The organism is Streptococcus sanguinis (assembly GCF_019928825.1).
Classification (GTDB): Bacteria; Bacillota; Bacilli; order Lactobacillales; family Streptococcaceae; genus Streptococcus; species Streptococcus sanguinis_L.
In genome coordinates, this window is the sequence record NZ_JAHZOP010000003.1 from 67,503 (window position 1) to 87,086 (window position 19,584).

16 protein-coding genes are annotated in these 19,584 nt (G+C 45.0%); 2 read left to right on the forward strand and 14 right to left on the reverse strand.

The annotated features are described in order from the left end of the window. Positions 1-42: 42 nt before the first annotated feature. From grpE to K1J09_RS06450, 12 genes are all read right to left on the reverse strand, one after another. A complete protein-coding gene (gene grpE, locus K1J09_RS06395) occupies positions 43-579 on the reverse strand; it encodes a nucleotide exchange factor GrpE (protein WP_002905347.1) in 537 nt (178 codons plus the stop codon). 35 nt (positions 580-614) lie between these two features. After that, positions 615-1,649 (reverse strand): heat-inducible transcriptional repressor HrcA, encoded by a 1,035-nt coding sequence (gene hrcA / locus K1J09_RS06400; protein WP_223323793.1) that lies wholly within the window; start codon positions 1,647-1,649, stop codon positions 615-617. Positions 1,650-1,812: 163 nt separating this feature from the next. Then, positions 1,813-2,541 (reverse strand): ABC transporter permease, encoded by a 729-nt coding sequence (locus K1J09_RS06405; RefSeq protein WP_223323554.1) that lies wholly within the window; start codon positions 2,539-2,541, stop codon positions 1,813-1,815. Next, positions 2,534-3,373 carry an ABC transporter ATP-binding protein gene (locus K1J09_RS06410; RefSeq protein WP_223323556.1) on the reverse strand — a complete coding sequence of 280 codons (840 nt, stop codon included), beginning with the start codon at positions 3,371-3,373 and terminating at the stop codon, positions 2,534-2,536. Before K1J09_RS06410 ends, K1J09_RS06405 begins: the two co-directional genes overlap by 8 nt. A gap of 41 nt (positions 3,374-3,414) precedes the next feature. Continuing rightward, on the reverse strand, positions 3,415-3,987 hold the full coding sequence (locus K1J09_RS06415) for a DUF2812 domain-containing protein (protein WP_124765454.1): 573 nt from the start codon (positions 3,985-3,987) through the stop codon (positions 3,415-3,417). Beyond that, positions 3,987-4,310, reverse strand: coding sequence for a PadR family transcriptional regulator (locus tag K1J09_RS06420; RefSeq protein WP_002911709.1), 324 nt, complete (start codon positions 4,308-4,310; stop codon positions 3,987-3,989). The genes K1J09_RS06415 and K1J09_RS06420 overlap by 1 nt, the downstream gene beginning before the upstream one ends. Positions 4,311-4,534: 224 nt before the next feature. Continuing rightward, positions 4,535-5,323, reverse strand: a complete 789-nt coding sequence (locus tag K1J09_RS06425; protein ID WP_223323557.1) for a M15 family metallopeptidase — start codon at positions 5,321-5,323, stop codon at positions 4,535-4,537. Then, a complete protein-coding gene (locus K1J09_RS06430; protein ID WP_223323560.1) occupies positions 5,310-5,996 on the reverse strand; it encodes a histidine phosphatase family protein in 687 nt (228 codons plus the stop codon). The genes K1J09_RS06425 and K1J09_RS06430 overlap by 14 nt, the downstream gene beginning before the upstream one ends. Positions 5,997-6,095: 99 nt before the next feature. Further along, positions 6,096-6,797, reverse strand: coding sequence for a histidine phosphatase family protein (locus tag K1J09_RS06435; protein WP_223323562.1), 702 nt, complete (start codon positions 6,795-6,797; stop codon positions 6,096-6,098). A 136-nt stretch (positions 6,798-6,933) separates the two neighbouring features. Then, positions 6,934-7,830, reverse strand: a complete 897-nt coding sequence (locus K1J09_RS06440; RefSeq protein WP_223323564.1) for a hypothetical protein — start codon at positions 7,828-7,830, stop codon at positions 6,934-6,936. Positions 7,831-7,962: 132 nt separating this feature from the next. Further along, positions 7,963-9,300 carry a PFL family protein gene (locus K1J09_RS06445; RefSeq protein WP_223323566.1) on the reverse strand — a complete coding sequence of 446 codons (1,338 nt, stop codon included), beginning with the start codon at positions 9,298-9,300 and terminating at the stop codon, positions 7,963-7,965. A 10-nt stretch (positions 9,301-9,310) separates the two neighbouring features. Next, the gene (locus K1J09_RS06450) at positions 9,311-9,577 is read right to left on the reverse strand and encodes an ACT domain-containing protein (protein WP_002893729.1); all 267 of its coding nucleotides are present in this window, start codon (positions 9,575-9,577) and stop codon (positions 9,311-9,313) included. A 245-nt stretch (positions 9,578-9,822) separates the two neighbouring features. Here K1J09_RS06450 and K1J09_RS06455 point away from each other — a divergent pair, with 245 nt between their 5' ends. Beyond that, on the forward strand, positions 9,823-12,930 hold the full coding sequence (locus tag K1J09_RS06455) for an LPXTG-anchored zinc carboxypeptidase (RefSeq protein ID WP_223323568.1): 3,108 nt from the start codon (positions 9,823-9,825) through the stop codon (positions 12,928-12,930). A 58-nt stretch (positions 12,931-12,988) separates the two neighbouring features. On the opposite strand, the gene K1J09_RS06460 is transcribed toward K1J09_RS06455, so the two are convergent. After that, positions 12,989-14,023, reverse strand: a complete 1,035-nt coding sequence (locus K1J09_RS06460; protein ID WP_011837500.1) for an NAD(P)H-dependent amine dehydrogenase family protein — start codon at positions 14,021-14,023, stop codon at positions 12,989-12,991. Positions 14,024-14,109: 86 nt separating this feature from the next. On the opposite strand from K1J09_RS06460, the gene K1J09_RS06465 reads away from it, so the two are divergent. Continuing rightward, positions 14,110-14,946 carry a MerR family transcriptional regulator gene (locus K1J09_RS06465; protein WP_223323569.1) on the forward strand — a complete coding sequence of 279 codons (837 nt, stop codon included), beginning with the start codon at positions 14,110-14,112 and terminating at the stop codon, positions 14,944-14,946. Between the two features lie 149 nt (positions 14,947-15,095). Here K1J09_RS06465 and K1J09_RS06470 read toward each other — a convergent pair whose 3' ends face one another. Next, complete coding sequence (locus K1J09_RS06470) at positions 15,096-19,322, reverse strand: GH32 C-terminal domain-containing protein (protein WP_223323571.1); 4,227 nt, start codon at positions 19,320-19,322, stop codon at positions 15,096-15,098. Positions 19,323-19,584: the final 262 nt, after the last annotated feature.

A 19,584-nucleotide genomic window follows, 5' to 3' on the forward strand; every position in this document is an offset into this window, starting at 1 on the left:
AGTTTATTGTCGTTTCGGACAAGATTTTTCAAGTTTTCTAGCCTAGTTATAGACCACTACCATTGCTGGGCGCAGGATACGGTCATGAAGTTTGTAGCCTTTTTGGAAGACCTGTGCGATAGTGTCAGCTGGGTGCTCATCGTCAGCTGGAACGGTTTGAATGGCCATGTGATAGTTATGGTCAAAAGCTCCGTCAGCTGGGATTTCTTCGATGCCCTCTTCTTTGAGAGCATGAATCAAACTTTCCTGCACCATTTCCAGTCCTTTTTTGACATCATCTGTCAGACCTTCAACGGCAAGCGCGCGCTCCAGATTATCTATCGAAGGCAAAATAGCTTTTGCCAAGTCCTGACTGCGGTATCTTTGCAGCTGCTGACGTTCTTCATTTGCTCGGCGCTGAATGTTCTGCATTTCTGCATGAGCGCGGAGATATTTGTTTTCAAAATCTTCTGCTCGCTCATTAGCTAGTTCTAATTCTGATTTTTCAGGGCTTGCTGATTCAGCTTGTTCAGCTGTTTCTACAGCTTCCTCTTTTACTTCCACATCTTCTGGATGTTCTTCTTGTTTATGTTTTGCCACAAGGCACCTCCTTTTTAGGAATATTTATACTATATTTAATGGACTTCATAGTGATTGCTGCTCAGATAGCGGTAGAAGTCGGTCAGTTTCATGGTCAGCACTCGGTTGACGACATTCATCTGACTGATCAGCCGTTGATAGTCAAGATTGACCGGACCAACAACTGCCAGAACTCCAAATCCTCGATAAGGAATCAGGAATTTGCTGGAAATCAGTGTCAAATCAGCTAAACAGCTTTCTCTACTGTCTGCCACGCGCACGCTTTGCATCTGATCTTCGGCCAAACTGTCGCGAATCTCAAAGGCTACTTTCTGCGGGTCATCAAAAAACTGATAAGCTGACAGATCTGAAAATTCCAAGAGCTGAACCTTGCCAGACAGAATCACATTTTCCTTGAAAATATCACCAAAGATATGCTCAAAGAGCTGGATGACATTGTCCGTCGTGGTGAAATAGCGCTGGATAATCTGCGGAATTTCCGTCCGAATCTTGTAATGGATATCCAGCACTGTCTGTCCCAAGAACCGCTCCCTTACTAAACCTTTAAGCCTATCCAGATCTTCTTTTAAGAAGTTACGCGGAATCATAAACTGACTGGTAATGGTATTGGACTCATCCAAGGTGAAGACCGCCAGAGCCGTGTGCTGACTGAGCACAACGATATCAAATGCTGTCAAGCGTTGCCGACTGGGTTCTACATCCAGTGCAACAACTGTGCATCCACTGAGCTTGGTCAAAAGATCTGCTGCCTGTTGAAGAATGTCCTCCAAGTTGAAAAACTCATGATCAAAGGCTTTGATAACCTCATAAAGTTCATTCTCAGCGAGACGATCAAAGGACAGAGAATGCTTGACAAAGTACTGAAAACCAGCCACGCTCGGCTTACGGCCGCTGGACGTATGCGCCTTTTCCAGAAGCCCCTGCTTTTCCAAAGCCGCCATATCGTTTCGGATGGTGGCACTGCTGGAATTGATAGAATCCTGCAGGGCTTTGGAGCCTACCGGCTCGTGGGTCTTGGTAAAGATATCAATAATTAAATTCAAAATCTCATTTTGACGCTCCGTGACCACGGCATCACCTCCAATCAAGATTCTGCTGTCGATTAGCACTCAACAACCTCGAGTGCTAACTCATGATTCTATTATACACTCTTCTACTCCAAAGTCAAGACAAAAACTCAAAAAATTAGCACTCTTTTTATCAGAGTGCTAAAAATCAGTCTAGCGACCTAGATTAGTCGTCCAAGATTTGCAAACGGCGCATCAAATAGAAAGAAATTCCTGCAAAAAGAAGCAACCAAACTACAAGAGCCAAAAATTCTCCGCTCCATAAATGGAAATGAGACCAATCTTTCATATAACTAGTAAAGAGGCCCATAAAGCTATAACGCAGCACCTTAAATAAATCCTCGCTCATATTTGAAAACATAGGGATAAATGCCGCCAAGAGCATGGCTGGAACACTAAGGGATTGTGCCATGACTTGATTTTTACAAAACAAGCCAACCATTAAAAAGAAGAAAATTAAGACCAGCATGGTCAATAAGAGAACCAAACCATAGCTGAATACCTGATTAGAAAGCTTAGCTCCTACCAAAATTGGAGTAATGACGATATAAAAAATCCCAATAATCGCTGGCCAGATTAAGGCAGAAAGAATGTATTGACCAGCTGTCACACCAGCCAAGCGTAAACTTTGCAAATTATGTTTTTCTCTCTCCTCAGCTAGGATGATGATAATAGGTGTTCCAACAGACATGGCTAGAGAAAAAGGCAGAGAGATAGTAAGCAACATAGTAGCTAGTTTTTCCGCTCCAATTTCCTTACCAGCTCCATTCAAAGAAAAAATAAATTTATAGAGAAAAATGAGGAAAATTGGCATGAAAACCTGCAATAGAATACTTTTATTAGCTAGCGTCACTTGACCTCTCAGCCAAATCATACCTTTTAATTTATTAGACATTTAAGGTACCTCCTGTCAACGTGATGAAAACATCTTCCAAAGTTGGTTCGCAGGAATGAATACTGATAACATTGGCCAAATCCATGCCTCCTTGCAGTTCTTCAAAAGCCACCGTCTTAGTCGTCAAATCTTCATATTCTAAACGAACCTTCTTATCTGTATTATACTTTTGGATTATCTCATGTGGACTGCCTACTTCGACTAGTTTTCCTTTACTTAGCAAGGCCAAGCGATCACACAAGAGGTTAGCTTCCTGCATATCATGGGTCGTCAGAAAAATAGTTGTCCCCTGCTCTTTTAGTTCCAGCAGCAATTCGTGAATGGTGCGAGAGGTTGACGGATCCAAGCCACTGGTCGGCTCATCCAAGAAGAGCAATTTGGGCTGATTAATCAGGGCGCGAACCAGTAGCATCCGTTGTTTCATACCCGTAGATAGTTTTTCCGCCACCTTGTTGCGACTATCATAGAGTCCCACTTTCCGGAGAAGTTCATCGACTTCTGTCATCTTAACACCAAAGAGCATAGCATAGGCCTTGAGATTCTTATAAAGTGACATCTTTTCATAAAAACCACTGCCATCGCTGACAATCCCAATCTGCTCCAGGACTTCTACCTTTAAATCCTCAACCGGAGCAGACAGCACATGAGCTGTCCCATCATCTGCAGACAGCTGACCAGTCAAGATATTGATAGTCGTCGTTTTACCAGATCCAGATGGTCCTAGGAAGCCAAAAATTTCTCCCTCTCGGATGGAAAAATCGATTCCTGCCAGGGCTTCTTGCTCCTTGAACTTCTTTTTCAAGCCTTGCACTTCAATAATGGTCTTGTTCATTGTTTTCCTCGCTTTCACAACAGTATTTAACAAAACTGCAATCAGTCTTTCAATTCCTGCCTCATTTTCCAAAAACGCAAGGCAATATGGACCAGTTGGCAAAACAGAATGAGCAATATAAGACAGTCTATTGCTAAGATTGATTTGAATAATAGACTTGCTTTCAAACTTTTCTGGGAAATATCTAGAATGAGATAGGTAGTGACACACAAAACCATGATGGCTGGTAAAAACCTCCATACAAGCAAACGCTTGACCATTTCTAGCTTAGACCAAGCATCATTATAGATTTCAAGATCGCTGTCTGCATCAAGCTGAGAAACTGGCTTGCGGAAATAAGAGAACTGATTAAAGTTTGTAATATGCTCCCAGCCACAATCCTCAAACAGTTGATAATAGGATTCTTGCTCCGTCTTCTTTATGGGGCGAAAATCTAATTGATAGGCCACTTCCTGAGGCGGACAGGCTTCAAATGTATAACGAACCGCAACAAGAAAGGGAGAATAACTTACTTTTTTCAATTTCCAGCCTTGGCTGTGCATTTTTTTAAAATAAGCTGCTTCTCTGTCATAGTCTGCAATGGTAAAGATTTTATAGACAATCTTCTTTTCCATCAAACTTCCTCCTTACTATTGCGGTAAAGGCGCTCAATCCGTTGTATTTCCAACTCTAAAATCTGCTTCCCAAGCTCCGTGATAGAATAGAGCTTTCTCTTTTCTTCCTCACGAACAAAGGCAATCAGACCATCTTTTTCCATCTTTGCCAAAGTTCCGTACATGGTTCCCGGGCTGATAGATAGTTGTCCTTCTGTCAGCTCCTTAACTTTTTGAGTAATACTGTAACCATGCCTCTCTTTCTGAAGACAGAAGAGGATATAAAAACCTGTCTCTGTCATTGGCACATAGACTCTCCTAAGCTTTTCTGTCAATCCACTCATCTTTTCATCTCACTTTCACCTCGATATATCGAATCTTGATATAAAAATTATATCGCAGTCCGATATAGTTGTCAAGGATTTATAAATATTTTTTACAGAAAGTGATTCATTTTTATCTATCAATGCTTCAGCTAAAGCTGCTTTAAGTCAGAAGCATAAGTGATTATAGACCTACATCCTGATAAATCAGCATAAAAAAAGCCAGGAACACCTGACTTACTTTTTTATTTCCCCGCTTCCTTGAGTAGGGCGATATATTCTTCCAGAACAAGATTATGCTTCTGCATATACTGGGCATTCTCCACACCGACATAGCGGTAATGCCAGTTCTCAAAGTCAACTCCAGTAATGTCGCTCTTGCCATCTGGATAGCGAAGGACAAAGCCATACTGCGGAGCTAGTTGGGCAATCTTAGCTGCCAATTCATCCTCCTGGCCTTCTGGAGCGCTCATATCAATAGCCAAGCCCGTTTGATGCTCGCTGGCTCCTGGAAGCTGCACCTGCTTCAGCACGATGCTGACTGCTTCTTCATTTGACAAGCCTTTGGCGACTTGCTCAGCAACTTTTTCGTTATAGAGTTCCTCCTGCTCAGCTCGGCTGCGATAGCCAGAGATTAAAGTTTCTTCAGGAGCTATCGCCTGGGCTGCAGCTAGGAATTGCCGAGTATTTTCAGCAATGCGGCTATCGACCTGGACCTCTCCGATCTGAGTCAGATCAGGCGTCTTTTCTTCTTGCTGGTTGTCACGATTGACCAAAATCAAATTCCAGTCAGTAGAAGACACCTTGGGCAAATCAGACTGTGAACTCTCTGAGCTAGAAGAGCCTTTCGTAGCAGAACTGCTAGATGAACCCGAAAACTGAATCTTTGCAAGCAGATCTTGTAACAAGGACGGACGGAAATAAATCGCCGTTCCTCCAGCTGCCAGACACAAGACGATTAACAACAAAAGTGTCACCCCAATCTTCTTAGACTTCGATTTTCTCTTTTCTTTGCGATGTTTAGCGCGCTTCAACTTCTTCCTCCATTACTTTGGCACCGGCCTCTCGATAAGACATGTCTCCGACGCAAGCTACTGTGAATTTACCGTCTTCATAGTCTACAACCGTCACACTACCATTGTCCAAACCATGAGGCCGAGTTCGATTGATTAGATAGACAAAGGTTCCGATGGTCATGCCGTGGCTGACGACCAGAGCATTGCCACCACCAGCATCAGCTATGGCTGAAAAGCCTTCCCAGATTCGGCCGCTGAGCTTTTCCCAGTTTTCCGCCCAGCCAGCTGTATCGACTTCTACAAGACCTTCTGCCAACTCAGCATAGCTAAGCTGATGAACATGCTCAATATTGAAAACCCGGGGCATCACACCCATAAAGAGTTCTCCATCATAACCACCATCAAAACTGCCAAAGCACCATTCGCGAATCCGTTTGTCAAAGGTATAAGGAATCTGTCCTGTCAGACCCAGCTCCTCTAGAATAATGCCCATGGTCTGAATAGTTCGGCCGCTGTCGCTGGAACGGGCCATTTTGAAATCAAGCCCAGCTTCTCTCAAGCCAATGCCCAACTCATGAATGCCACGTTCCCCAACTTCAGTCAATGGGGTATCAGACCAGCCTTGAGCCCGGCCGATAGTATTAAACATGGTTTTGCCATGACGAACCAAGTATAATCTTGTTTTTGCCATTTCATTTCCTCCGTTGTTCTTTTCATATTATACCATTTTATGAAGAAATTGGCGCCATCTGGCTTTCAAAGCAAAAAGCAGGAGTTTCAAAACTCCTACTCATTCTTGGTTTTCTCGGTCTAAGATGGCTGCGCCGACCTGACGGTAAGACACATCACCCAAGGCCTGGATGCTAAAGCGACCATCTTCATACTCCAGCACTGTGACACTGCCATTTTCGACATTAGGATTTTTCGTGATATTCTCATCAACCAGATAAGCCAAAGTACCAATGGTCATGCTGTGACTGACGACCAGAGCATTGCCACCACCTGAGGACTCTACTTCTCTAGCAATGGCTTCAAATCCTTCTAAAATCCGACCGCTAAGCTTATCCCAAGGCTCAGCCCAACCTGCCGAATCCACTTCTACCAGACCATTCGCCAAATCTGGCCAACTGAGTTCTTTGTAATTATCCGTCTTAAGAACTCGTGGGATAACACCATGAAAGAGCTCACCACCATAAGCACCATCAAAACTGCCAAAGCACCACTCCCGGATGCGCTTGTCATAGCGATAGGGAATCTGGCCAGTCAGGCCCAGCTCCTCTAGGATAATCCCCATGGTCTGAATGGTCCGGCCGCTATCACTAGAAAAAGCCTTGACAAAAGGCAAACCCGACTCTCGCAATCCGATACCCAGCTCACGAATACCGCGCTCACCTTTAGCAGTCAGCGGAGTATCAGACCAGCCCTGAGCCCGGCCGATAGTATTGAACATGGTCTTGCCATGACGGATAACATAGAGTCTTGTTTTTGACATAGTTTACCTCTTTTATTTTTGTTTGTTATAGTATATTTTGAAAAAGGCCTTCGAATTCTTTATGATAAAGAAGAGGGAGAACTCAGTTCTCCGCTATGATAGACAGCGGCTCGCTGTGAAGTTAGCATCTAATCAACTATAGAGACTTAATATGAACTTTGACGGCACTGACACATCCAAGAACAATGAACAGATAATGGAGCCAATAATTAATGCCAAACTGTCCGGATAAAGCGGCTTTATTAATAGCGATAACGGCTTGCAAAATATGGCCTTCCCCTTGGTAAAAAGAATTGACATAACCGATTTGAACAGCTACAAAGCTCATTGCTAAAGTAAAAAAGAAACTTGCTACAATTCCCAAAACAGAAATGCCTTTGACAAACTTTTCATAGCAAGCAATGCTAAATAGCAGTGTAAAACTTGATATAAAGCCCATGGCCAAGGATGCACCTGTCAGGAAGAAGACAAGGCATGCGCCAAGCAAGCTAGTCAAAAATGCTCCGAAAATCCCCAGGAAATAATGTATTTTCTGCGGACTTTGATGAGGAAGGGAGCGCTTTGTCACCTTATCCTGTGAGATGGAAACCATCCGCTCATAGCTAGATGGCGTGAGAAAGAGCCAATCTCCTTTGAACTGATACAGGTCGACCTCTCCGGTTTCACCGGTTTTCTCACAGGCGCTAACCAGCCCTTGTTCCTTAAAGTAGCGGGTGCAGTCTTCGATAGCCTCCTCCAAAATATCCGGCAGCAGATCTCGATCCTGATCAGCCAAAATCTGACAAGCCAGACAATAGCCTGCTCTCTCAAAATCAATCAAAACCTCAGAATCGTTAATCAACGCTTCCAAGGTATCTCGACCGATATAGCCCTGCTCACATTTGACTGAAAAGAAAATCGCAAATTCGTCGCCATCTGTTATGGTCTCTAGATAAAAAGCATAATCCCTTCTACGGCCATATATAATGCCGCTCTCCTTATCAAAATCCAAACCTAAATCAAGGGCCAGCTCAGCTAGCTCTCTTTTATTCATAACCTAAACAATCTCCTTATAATCCCCTATATTTCAAGCATCCAGCTAGATTCAATCCCGCAAACTCCTACTCAGAAACTGAATAGCTGTCCTTTACGATGCTTTCTTAAAAGCTGTTTCAAATCTAGCTTTTTAGTTTTTAAAACTGTGAATGGGTGCTGGAATTTGACCGCCCCGCGCGATAAAGGCGGCTGACGAAGCCTGATTGACCTTCATGACTGGAGCTGTTCCCAAGAGCCCGCCAAATTCAATCATATCGCCTTCCTTGCCTTTCGGAATAATCCGCACAGCTGTCGTCTTTTGATTGATGACGCCAATCGCCGCTTCATCCGCAATCATGGCCGCGATGGTTTCAGCCGGCGTCGCCTCTGGGATGGCAATCATATCCAAACCTACCGAGCAGATAGCCGTCATAGCTTCTAACTTTTCTAGATTGAGCGAGCCATTTTGCACAGCCGCAATCATGCCCTCGTCTTCAGAAACAGGAATGAATGCACCAGATAGTCCGCCCACCTGATTGCAGGCCATGACACCACCTTTTTTGACTTGGTCATTGAGCAGAGCAAGCGCCGCTGTCGTGCCATGAGTACCAACTGTTTCCAAGCCCATTTCTTCCAAGACACGAGCCACTGAATCCCCGACTGCCGGCGTTGGAGCCAGACTCAAGTCAACAATCCCGAACTTGACACCCAGACGCTCGCTAGCCATCTGACCGACCAACTGACCAATACGGGTGATTTTGAAAGCTGTTTTCTTGACCGTTTCAGCCACCACGTCAAAGCTCTCACCACGGACCTTTTCCAAGGCCCGTTTAACAACACCAGGCCCAGAAACTCCGACATTGATGACCACATCTGCTTCACCAACACCATGGAAGGCGCCTGCCATAAAAGGATTGTCCTCTACTGCATTAGCAAAGACGACCAGCTTGGCCGCCCCCATGTCAGAAAGCTGGGCTGTTTCCTTGACAATCCGCCCCATATCCGCAACTGCCGTCATATTGATGCCAGTCTTGGTTGAGCCGATATTGACAGAGGAGCAGACCTTGTCTGTCTCAGCCAAAGCACGTGGAATAGAATTAATGAGGATTTCATCGCCTTTTTGATAGCCCTTTTGAACCAAGGCCGAGAAACCACCGATAAAGTCAACACCGATTTCCTTGGCTGCCTTGTCTAAAGCCTTAGCCAGAGGCACGTAGTCTCTGCTATCTGTCGCTGCCCCAATCAGGGAAATCGGAGTCACGGAGACCCGCTTGTTGACGATAGGAATCCCGAGCTCTGCTGCAATTTCGTCCCCAACTGTCACCAGATCTTTCGCTTTGGTCGTGATTTTTTTGTAAATCTTCTCCGCTGCCCGATCAATATCTGTGTCGATACAGTCTAAGAGTGAAATACCCATGGTGATGGTCCGAATATCAAAATTCTGCTCCTCAATCATGGCAATGGTTTCTGTTACTTGTCTAATATCCATCCTTCACTCCTTAGATATTGTACATGGCATCAAAAATGGCTGCGCTTTGAATGTTGATTTTGACGTTGAGCTCTTGGCCGAAAGCTTCAAACTCATTGCGAAGGGCCGTAAAATCTTGCTTTTCATCACTGGACACCAAGGCCATCATGGTAAAATATTCCTCCAAAACGGTTTGGGAAATATCGTCAATATTCAGCCCCAGCTCCGCAATCTTAGTAGAAACTCCGGCTACAATCCCTGTTTTATCTTTTCCGACAACGGTAATAATTGCTTTCATGCTTGGCTCCAATCATTTTTAGTTTGTCTCATTGTAGCATAAATTCGAGGATTTTGTATACTATTTCAGAAAATAAAGACAGAAGGTTCGGATATTGCAAATAGCATTCGGAACAAGGAAGATCCCCCTATGCTCGGCAGAGAAACTATATTTATTTTTTGTATGTTTTTTCTACTTTTATTTGAAAGCGCTTTCGATATTTGTTATGCTAAATATAGAATATTTTACACAAAGGAGATTTCCTAATGAACGATTCATACAAGAAGCGTCTCTATACTCAGGCTTTGAGTTTATCAGCCGCTGTATTGATGGCTGTCTTAGCTCAGGGCAAGGCCGCAGCTGACCAGCAGAACAGCACTGAGTCACAGCCAGCTGCCAATCAGGTAGAGGCTGTCACTCCTGCGACAGAAGCTGCTCAAGCTGCTCCAAATCAGACAGGAGAAAAAGAACAGACTCCTGCTCCTGCAGCGGACAATCCAGCTGTCTCTGCAGCTGCTCAAACAAGAGCAGCTGCTTCTGAAGAAGCCAAGACACAGCTGGCTGACAGTACCGTTTATATGTCCGAGCCTGCAGAGCTCAAGGAAACAGTCCAGGGACAGGCTTCTCAGGCGAGCCAGCTGACCTGGACTCTGGACAATAAACCGATTGTTGACTGGAAAACCTGGAACATGGACACCGGCACCTTTACTGGGCAACCCTTTCTCACTATCGAGGAAAAAGCCGACGGAAATGACCTTCATCTGAATCTGCAGTTTAAGGAACTTTTCGGACAAGATCTCAGCCTGCGCTCTCCCAACAATATCCGCCGCACTTATCGGAACTTCATCGGCAGCCATGAACTGGTTGGTACGAGCCAGGACTTGAGCCTGACTATTCGCAAAAATATCGTCTTGCGCCCTTATGAAGACTTCCACAGCCATGAGGAGATGCTGGCATCTATTGAAAAGAGCAGACAGGATGCTAAAACGGACCGCTTGGTTCAGATTGAGAACATCGGAAAGAGCGCTCAGGGGCGTGATATCAAGCTAGGTATCATTAGTTCCGACCAAAAGAGCATTGACGACTACCTCAGCACAACTAATCCGCAGGCCTTGACCAAACCAGCAGAAATGCTAGCAGCTCTCAAAAATGGCAATCTGGACTACAAACTGCCTGTCCTCATCAACAATACCCACGCTGATGAACAGCCTGGGATTGATATTATCACAGGTCTCTTTAAAACTTTTGCAACTAAAGACCAAGTCAGCTTCAAAACAACCGCTGCCGATGGTTCTGAAAAACTTGTCACTCTCAACATCCAAGACTTGCTGAAGAAATTTATCTTCCTCTTTGACTTTACGGAAAACCCTGACGGCGATGTCCTCAACACACGGGCTCTGGCCAATGGCCTTGACCCTAACCGTGATACTGGCTACCAAGCCAATCCTGAAACCCGCACCGTTGCTGGATTGATTAACAAATGGAATCCGATTGCCCTCTATGATATTCACGGCTTTGTCAAAGAATTCCTGATTGAACCGGCAACCCCGCCTCACGATCCTAACTTTGAATATGACCTTTTAGCTGATCTCATGCTGGACAATGCCCATCATATGGGGCGGGCCGGCGTTGCGAACTCTGGCTACGACAAATACATCATTCCAAAACTGGACTGGGGAGACGGATGGGACGATTCCTTCTCAGGCTACACAGCTGTTTATGCCATGTACCATGGTATCCTGGGGCATACTATCGAAATCCCAGAGGGCAATCAAGAATCCTACAAGGCTGGATATTATGCAGTTCTAGGAGGCCTTGACTATCTAGCTCAGAACCCCGACAAGCTCATGGAGATGCGTCTCAACTTCTACCTGCGTGGCATCAATAAAGTCGAAGATCCTAAGGCAGAAAATGAACTTGTCGGACCTGATGGTCAGGTCGTAGGCCGGATAAAAAAAGGCCAAGAAAAATTCTTCCCAGACTACTATGTCATCCCAATGGGAGTGGACAAGGACAATGATTCCCAAGAAGCCTTTAATATGATTGACTATTTCAAGCGCAACGGTATCCTTGTCAAAGAACTCAAGGAAGACAGCGGCAACTATAAAAAAGGTGATCTGGTTGTCGATATGGCGCAAGCTAAGCGTGGCTATGCCAATCATGTCCTCTACAAAGGCTCAGATGAATCCAAGTGGGCAGCTATGTATGCAGAGTTAGTCGTCAATTTCCCTGATATGAAAGGCTTTAAAGCTCAGCCAGTCTTTGGCGACAAGCTCTTTGAAGGCAAGCTAGGAGAGGTGACAGCCCTCCGTGCTGCACGTACCAGTCAGGTTGACGAGAAAGCGCCTTATTACGTCATTGCCAATACGTCTGAAAGTGCCGTTAAGGCCGTCAATCAAGCTCTTGCAGAAGGCAAAAAGGTTTATCTGACAGACGACGGCTACATCGTTGATACGCCGACCTTTACCAGCCTCCTAGATCGTTATGCTATTTACGGTGACGCCCTTTATAAGATTCCACAGGGACCAACTCTGAAGCCTCTCAAGATCTACGCACCACCGCATCAATTTTCATGGGCAGGCGTGGACGCACCAGCTCATACTGCCTTAGCTCTGAAGAATATGGGCTTTGAAATCGTCAATCGTCCAGAAGATGCGGATGTCATCGTCCTTGAAAGCAACAACTATGACAAGTCTCTTGTCGGACTCAAGCCAAGCATCGTCGTCGGAGGCTCTGCTATGCAGCGCTTGGAAAAACTAGGAATCCTAGACGGCTTTGATGCTGAGCGCTTCAAGAACGGCAGTGACTATGAAGGACTGATGAAGGCTGTCATCCAAGACCAAGATCCGCTGACCAGCGGCTACAAGAAGGATGGACTCTTTTACTCCAACTCTGGTAACTGGATTGCTAAGATTCCTGCCAACTTTAGAACTCTTGCCAGCATTGCCGGAAGTGACTTCTATATCGCTGGCTGGTGGCCTGGCAATGAGCAACTAGCCAACAAAGTCGTAGCCATTGCTGGTACCTATAACGAGAAGCCTCTCTTTGTCTACGCTGGCAATCCGACTAACCGACTTCACCCTGTTTATTTCTACCGCTGGATTTCCAATGCTATCTTTGGCAGCCAGTTGGCCGAGCTGACTGACCTCCCGAGTCCTACGACACCTGATCCAACCTATCAAGCGCCAAGTCAGACTGTCCTTGACTGGAAACCTGCCACTGTCAATCCGCCGGCTCGGACAGTAGCCCTGACCTACAACAATCAGACTCTGCCAGAGACCGGAAGCCAAGAAACACGTGCTAGCTTCGTGCTAGCTGGACTTCTGGTTGCAGGAGCAGCTGGACTCTTCCTCTTAAAGAAAAAGGAAGACTAATACTTAAAAATACACCTCCCAATTGATGTGGGAGGTGTATTTTTAGTTATAAGCTCTGCTATTTTTCCACATAGGTATGAAGTGGATAGGTCGGATAGGCTAAGTCACGCGCCAACTCAGAGGTCACATAACCTGCCGGTGCGTCTAACACAGATGGGATACGATTGACAATGGTAGCACAGGTCAAGGCTACAGTATCAGGCTTGCTGACCGAGAAGACTAGATTTGGCTCACCAGTAATTTCCCAATCACACATGTCTCCGTCATTTTCACGATAGACCTTGCCAATGCACTCTACTTCTAACTCAATTCCCTGATGGGTATGAATGGTTGTCACAGCTGACATACCCGTTACTTGTCCCGCCGGAACTGTACGTCCCAGCGTTTCAGAATAAACATCTTCATCCAAAATGTAAGGAACGCTCTTTTGCGAAATATCCTGAATGGTCCAGTTCATCTTAGAGCAAATAGCTTCAGCAGCATTCCACATATAGGACGGCAGACTCTCAGCACTGGCAATTTCCTTTTCAAATCGCTCTGAATCGTAACCAGCACCATGCGCTTCTGCCAAAGCCAGACCATAATCTTCTACATTATAGCTGACAATCCCTTTCACCTTTTGAATGCGATTAAGGCCAGACATAGCCAAGCAAGGCATATTAATCCAGTAAATATCCTGCATGCCTGAGCCCATTACAGTGACACCATATTCTTTGGCCAGCTTGTCCAAGCGGTTTGTTTCAGATGGCGATGTCGTCCAAGGGTAGATAGCTTCCTCACAGGTCGTGATGATATTAACTCCATGCTTGATAGCTGTTTCAAAAAAATCATACATTTCCGGCATATAGGAAGCAATGGTGACAATGGCAATGTCTGCGTCACACTCTCCAAAGACACGTTCAGCATTATCAGAAATCAGGACACCAGTCTTATAGCCTAGCTCTGCAAAATCGCCAACATCCTGCCCTACAACAGCTGGATTGTTATCAATAGCTCCTACGATTTCTACACCGTGATCCAGTAGGTACTTGAAAATCACTTTAGACATCTTGCCGCAGCCATACTGGACAGCACGAATTTTTGTATTTCTCATGGCAAACCCTCCATTAATTGTTATTATTTTCACAATTATAGTATAATATCTCTAGTAACTAGAGAGTCAATAGAGGGTTTTAAAAAATGAAAAAAATTTTGCGCATCGGAGAGTTTTCCCAAATAAATCAGATTTCCATCCAAACTCTACGATTCTATGACCAAATCGGACTTTTAAAGCCCTATAAAGTCGATCCAGAAACCAACTATCGCTACTATCACATCAATCAATCTTCTCTGGTTGACTCCATCCAGTACCTGCGTCAACTGAATTTTTCTCTAGAAGACATCAAAGAAATCCTATCTGACAAGGACCATTTTCAACTGCACCAGCTTATCGAGGAACGCTATCAGCGCCTTCTAGAGGAAAAAGAGAATTTAGAAAAACAAATCCAAGAAATCGAAATCTTTCGGTCTGGTGCCCGTATCTATGGCGAAAAGCAGAGCGAGCAAGAGCTGGAAATCCTAACTTTTCCTGAACGGCAGCTGCTTACTTTTGAAATTAATCAAAATATTTATCAAATGAAAAGCGAGGAATACGAACTTGCTCTCCTCTGCTTCAAGCAAGAAATCCTGCGTTACAGTCCTTTTTTCACTCATTTCAGCCGTGTTGGCTCCATTATGAAACAAGAAGATTTCCAAAAAGAAAGATGGATTTCCAAACAACTCTGTCTCTTCCATCATACTCCCAATGAACTCCCTCACTTAAATCGAATGTTGCTGCCAGCAGGAAATTATGCTGTTGCTTACTGCTCTTCCTTTACAGATGAACTTAAAGCCCTGCCGCATTTTTACCAGGCTCTGACCCAAGCTGGATATACTCCTGTGGGCGATTATATCTGCGAGGTCATTCATGAACAACCACAAATTCAGGAGCAGCACCGCGATATGTTCATCCGGATGCAAGTTCGGATAGAGAATTAAAAAGCAAGCAGATGGATGTAGCGGAATTTCTTGCCAGATACTGCAGCATGCTCAGCTAAGAACTAATCACTTCACAAGCCTTATCTATATCAAAAAAGGATGGGAAAACACCCATCCTTTTTATGTGCAAATAACCATTGCTTAGCACCTTAGTCTTCTTGCTTCTTTCTTCCAGCTAGAAGCCCCATTCCCAGAAAAGCTAAACCAGCCAGAGTCAGAAACTTATCTTCTTGAGTGCCAGTCTTAGGCAGAGCTGAATCTGAATTTGGCTGCAATCTTGGCGACGGAATAACTTTCCCTTCCTCACCTTGCTTCAGAGTTTGAGGCTGGGTCCTTGTCAAAGGCTGTTTAGCACTTTCAGCCACCACCTTGCTTCCAACTTCTACTAGTTCGTCAACTGCTAGAGAGAGCACTTCCTGACCGAGGATGGTTCGCTGACCCTTCAAGACTTCTACAAAGACTCGCTTTTGACCTTTTTGGCCAGCTACAAGTATCCTCCTCTGTCCTCTTTCCAGTTCTGGATTTTCCTGTTCTCGAGTCTGATATGCAATCTCTTCCATTATGACTTCTAAGAAAGGCTTTTCTTCCACTAGGTCCTTTATCCCTTCTTCCGGAGTGACCTGATGACTTGGTTTCACAGCCAGAGCAGCAAGAGCTGTCTTCAGTTCCTGCTCTACTCTATCTAAATCCGCCTGCTCCGCTTTTTCATCTGCCAAGAGAGACTGGGCTCGAGCCAAGGCTGACTGGTAAGCCTGAACTGTCTCATCTGTGTAGAGGCTTGGATCTAGACTAGATGTACTGTCTACCACTTTCTGCAGAGAAGCCTTATTAACTGCTGGGGCATGAAGATTGGTCACAAAGAAATTGCGCGCTTCCAAGTCTCCATCCCAGAGTCCTAGACCGACGTAGGCATCATTATAATAAGGCTCAACCGTATCAAATTGGTGGTTCAGGTATTCTACACCGTCCACAGATACACTGACACCATTTTTAGTTTTCACTAGCTTAACATGGTGGAACTGTCCGTCATTAAGATGCTTGCCATTCATGCTACTTTCTGCAATCGTCTCTCCCATAAAGCGGTAAAGTCGAATCTTATCATTATCGCCAAATTGAATAGAATAAGCATTGCGAGGGTCAACATTTTCAGACGCATAGAAAATATTAATCAAGCCTTTTTGATACTTGAGATCCACATCCAAGTTATACTCAGGGAAAGGAATCTTCTGACCTCCCATATAATAATCATTGGCACTGGTATTCTGATTATAGAGACTTTCACCGTCGACATACCACTTACCAGAGACAGCTTTTAGATCTGGAACATTGGTCTTAAAGTCATTACGGCTGATATTGATGGTGAAGACCTTGGAAAGGCTTGGATTTTCCTTAGAGGTCGCCGTTACCTTGACCACACCCCTTTGCAGAGCAGTCACTCGCAGCTTATTGCCATCTTCCGTGACAGAGACCAAGTCTGGCTGATCCACACTCCAGCTGACCGCTTGAGAGACACTTGCTGGCATGATATATGCTTTCAAATCCAAAGTATCACCGACATAAATATTATTTGTTACAGGAGAAGCCTGCACTAGTTCCAGTGGTTTGGTCACTGCCTGCTTGTCTTCCCAGATGCCCTTCAGCGGATAAAGAGCAATGTCAGCCTTAGCAGCACCACCTTCTACAAAAACACTAGCCGCAAGGCTATTTGGCGCAGGGAAAATCTGATTGGCACCCGCTACAGTATATCCTTTGGCAAAGACTTCTAGACTGGAGCGATCTACGTAGAGATGCAGATCTATGCTGCCATCCGCATTGCGCTTGACAGACTGACTATCCACCTGAGCAAATTTATTACTGAGAATAATGCCGGACCGGCTGCGGTCAATAGAGAGAGTTTCCTTTTCTAAATCATAGGTAACTCTAGTCACTTCTCCATCTCCAACCCGTAGGTTAAAACCGACTTTCTTGGTCGTTTCACTCGGCCGGAAAGTAGAGACAATTTCATACTGATCACCGGAAAAATCTTTCAACAGCTCATTCTTCTCACTAACTTCCACGTCTTTATACAACACAGCCTTGTCTTCCTGACGCAGAGACTGATAAGCTGTAATTGGCGTCTGAGTCAGCCGATAGCTTCTGTCTTGCTTGATAAGGCCTAGTTTGAGGTTAAGATTGAAGGTGCCGTTGAACTTCTGACCGACGGTATCGGCTACCAGATTACAGTAATCTTCCCAGGTATTCATCCAGTTAGACGCGATAATGTCGGGTAGGGTTGGATTAGCCTTGCTGCCAAAGTCCTGAACGTAGTAAGTCATGGCCGCATAAGAGTCTTTACCAAAGTTCATGACCTGATCAGCCTGAGCAAACTCAGCATCTGGGACGAAAGTCCACTTGCCCGCCACCTGTCTAAAATCACCGACCTTATAGGAGCGCCCGCCACGAGACAGGACCCACTTAAGGCTGCCATCGTCTGCCAGTAGAGGATAGAGATCTGGGCACTCCGTATGGAGATCCGCATAAGTTGACTCCACCTTCCAATTACGCAGATTATCAGACGAATAAATTCTCAGCGGTCCGCCTGCAACGACCATAAACCATTTGCCCTCCCAACGGAAGACCTTGGGGTCACGGAAATCCTGAGACTGCAGTGGATCATCCGTCCAGTCAGCTGCAATTTGATCAAGCTTCGTCCAAGTCCGACCCTCATCCTTACTGTAGGCTAACTTGATGCGCTGACCGTTTCCATCGGCAGTAATCAGCGCGATTAAACCGCCCTGGTCATTGTCAAACAAACCAGAGGAATTAGTGGTATCTGCTACGATAGAGCCTGAGAACATAGCCCCATTAGCATCCGGATAAAAGGCAATCGGCTGTTCTTCCCAATGAATCAAATCCTTGCTGGTCGCATGGCCCCAGTGCATAGGCCCCCACTTGGTATCGTCATAAAACTGATAGAAGAAATGATAGACTCCCTTGTAATAAACCAGCCCGTTGGGATCATTGGCCCAACCGTCCTTGACCGAATAATGATACTGACCGCGATAGAGCTCATTGTAGTATACCTCATCTGCCTGCCGACGATGGACATTGAGCCGGTAAGTTAGGCTGACCTCCTGCCCATCCGCATCCGTCACAGTGCTGGTTACAGTCAGATAGTTTGCCCCCACTGCCAGCGGAATATTCTTCAAATCACTATAAACCCTACCTGCAGCATCGGTCACGCTTACCTTGGCAGCAGGATTTTTCGCTACGACAGTCAAGTTTACAGTCTCAGCATCATGCTTGACATACTGGATGGTAATAGGAGCACTAAACTGACCTTTCTGTTCCACTTTCCCAACCGAAGAAGTCACCCTTATATCCTCCAACTCGGGATTAGACTGAGGAGTGATTTCTTTATAAAAGGTATTTTGAAAAAGCAGCTCGCTGTTCCAGTTTAGTAAGCCAAAATAACCTTCTGACAGATAAGTATTCTGCCCCTTATCATCTCTCTGGAGCGTGTAATCTCCTGAGCTGGCTACTAGAATATCATTGACATAGTAGGATACCCAAGAGCCAATAGAAACGACCTTGAGTCGATATTTATTATCATCCGTAGGCTCGATATGCTTTTCATTGATAAACTGATAGTCACGTCCACCTTGCCAACGCCAAAACTTCACATTGTTGCTGCCACCATCAATATTAACTGCATAGCTGCTCTTGTCATCCGGATTATTATTACTGCGGAAAATGAGGGCTGCCGCCCCTTCCTTACTGAGGAAGGTTACATCCGTTGAGTAAACAAAATCCTTGCCCTGACTTTGAGAGTAAAGGAAACTATCACCTTTGCCTCTGGCATCACTATAAAGTCCTTGCTCTCGGACTTCCCAAACTCCATTTTTGTCTCCCTTGGCTTCTGCCAAATTAGTATTGAAGCCTGTCTGCTTATCCACAGTCTCTACGGCAGGGAGTTTTTCCGAAGCAACTTCCTTCGCTGCTGGCTGTTCGTCTTCTTCCTGTTTGGTCTCTTTAGCATTTGCTGTGACTTGATCTTCCTTATCAGACTTTTGGTTGGCTGACCCCACTGCTGCATCCTGACCACCCGCTTCCGTCGCTGCAGTTGCAGCAGTCTCCCCAGCTACAATGTTCTCTGTCTTATCGGCATTCCTTGTAGGAGCAGCTGTTTGCCCGCTCTCAGGCTCCGAGACAGCTGATGAATCAGCCTGCAAGACCTGAGTAGGAGCTGGATTAGCCTTACCCTCATCCGCATAAACCACTCCGCCGCCATCTAACAAGAAAGCTCCAAAAGCTAGCAAGGCACACCCAAAAACCCAACGCTTGCCGCTTTTTCTCATAAACCAATTTTTACACACTTTTTCCTGATGATTTTTCATGACACACCTCAATATTCTAAAAATAAAGTCAGACTCCTCACAACCAAATTACTGCTACATAACGCACTCCTTTCACCTTTTCTTGTTCAAAATGAACACCTCGTTTAGCACCTAACTCCTTTATAAAAAAGAAGCAATCTCAATAATCTAAATATAACAAATTTTTGTAAGCGCTTCACCTAACGTTTGTCACAAAAACAAAATGACAGATGTCATATTTTGGAAACGAAGTAAAAACAAAAAGCCTCCTAAACGGAAAGCT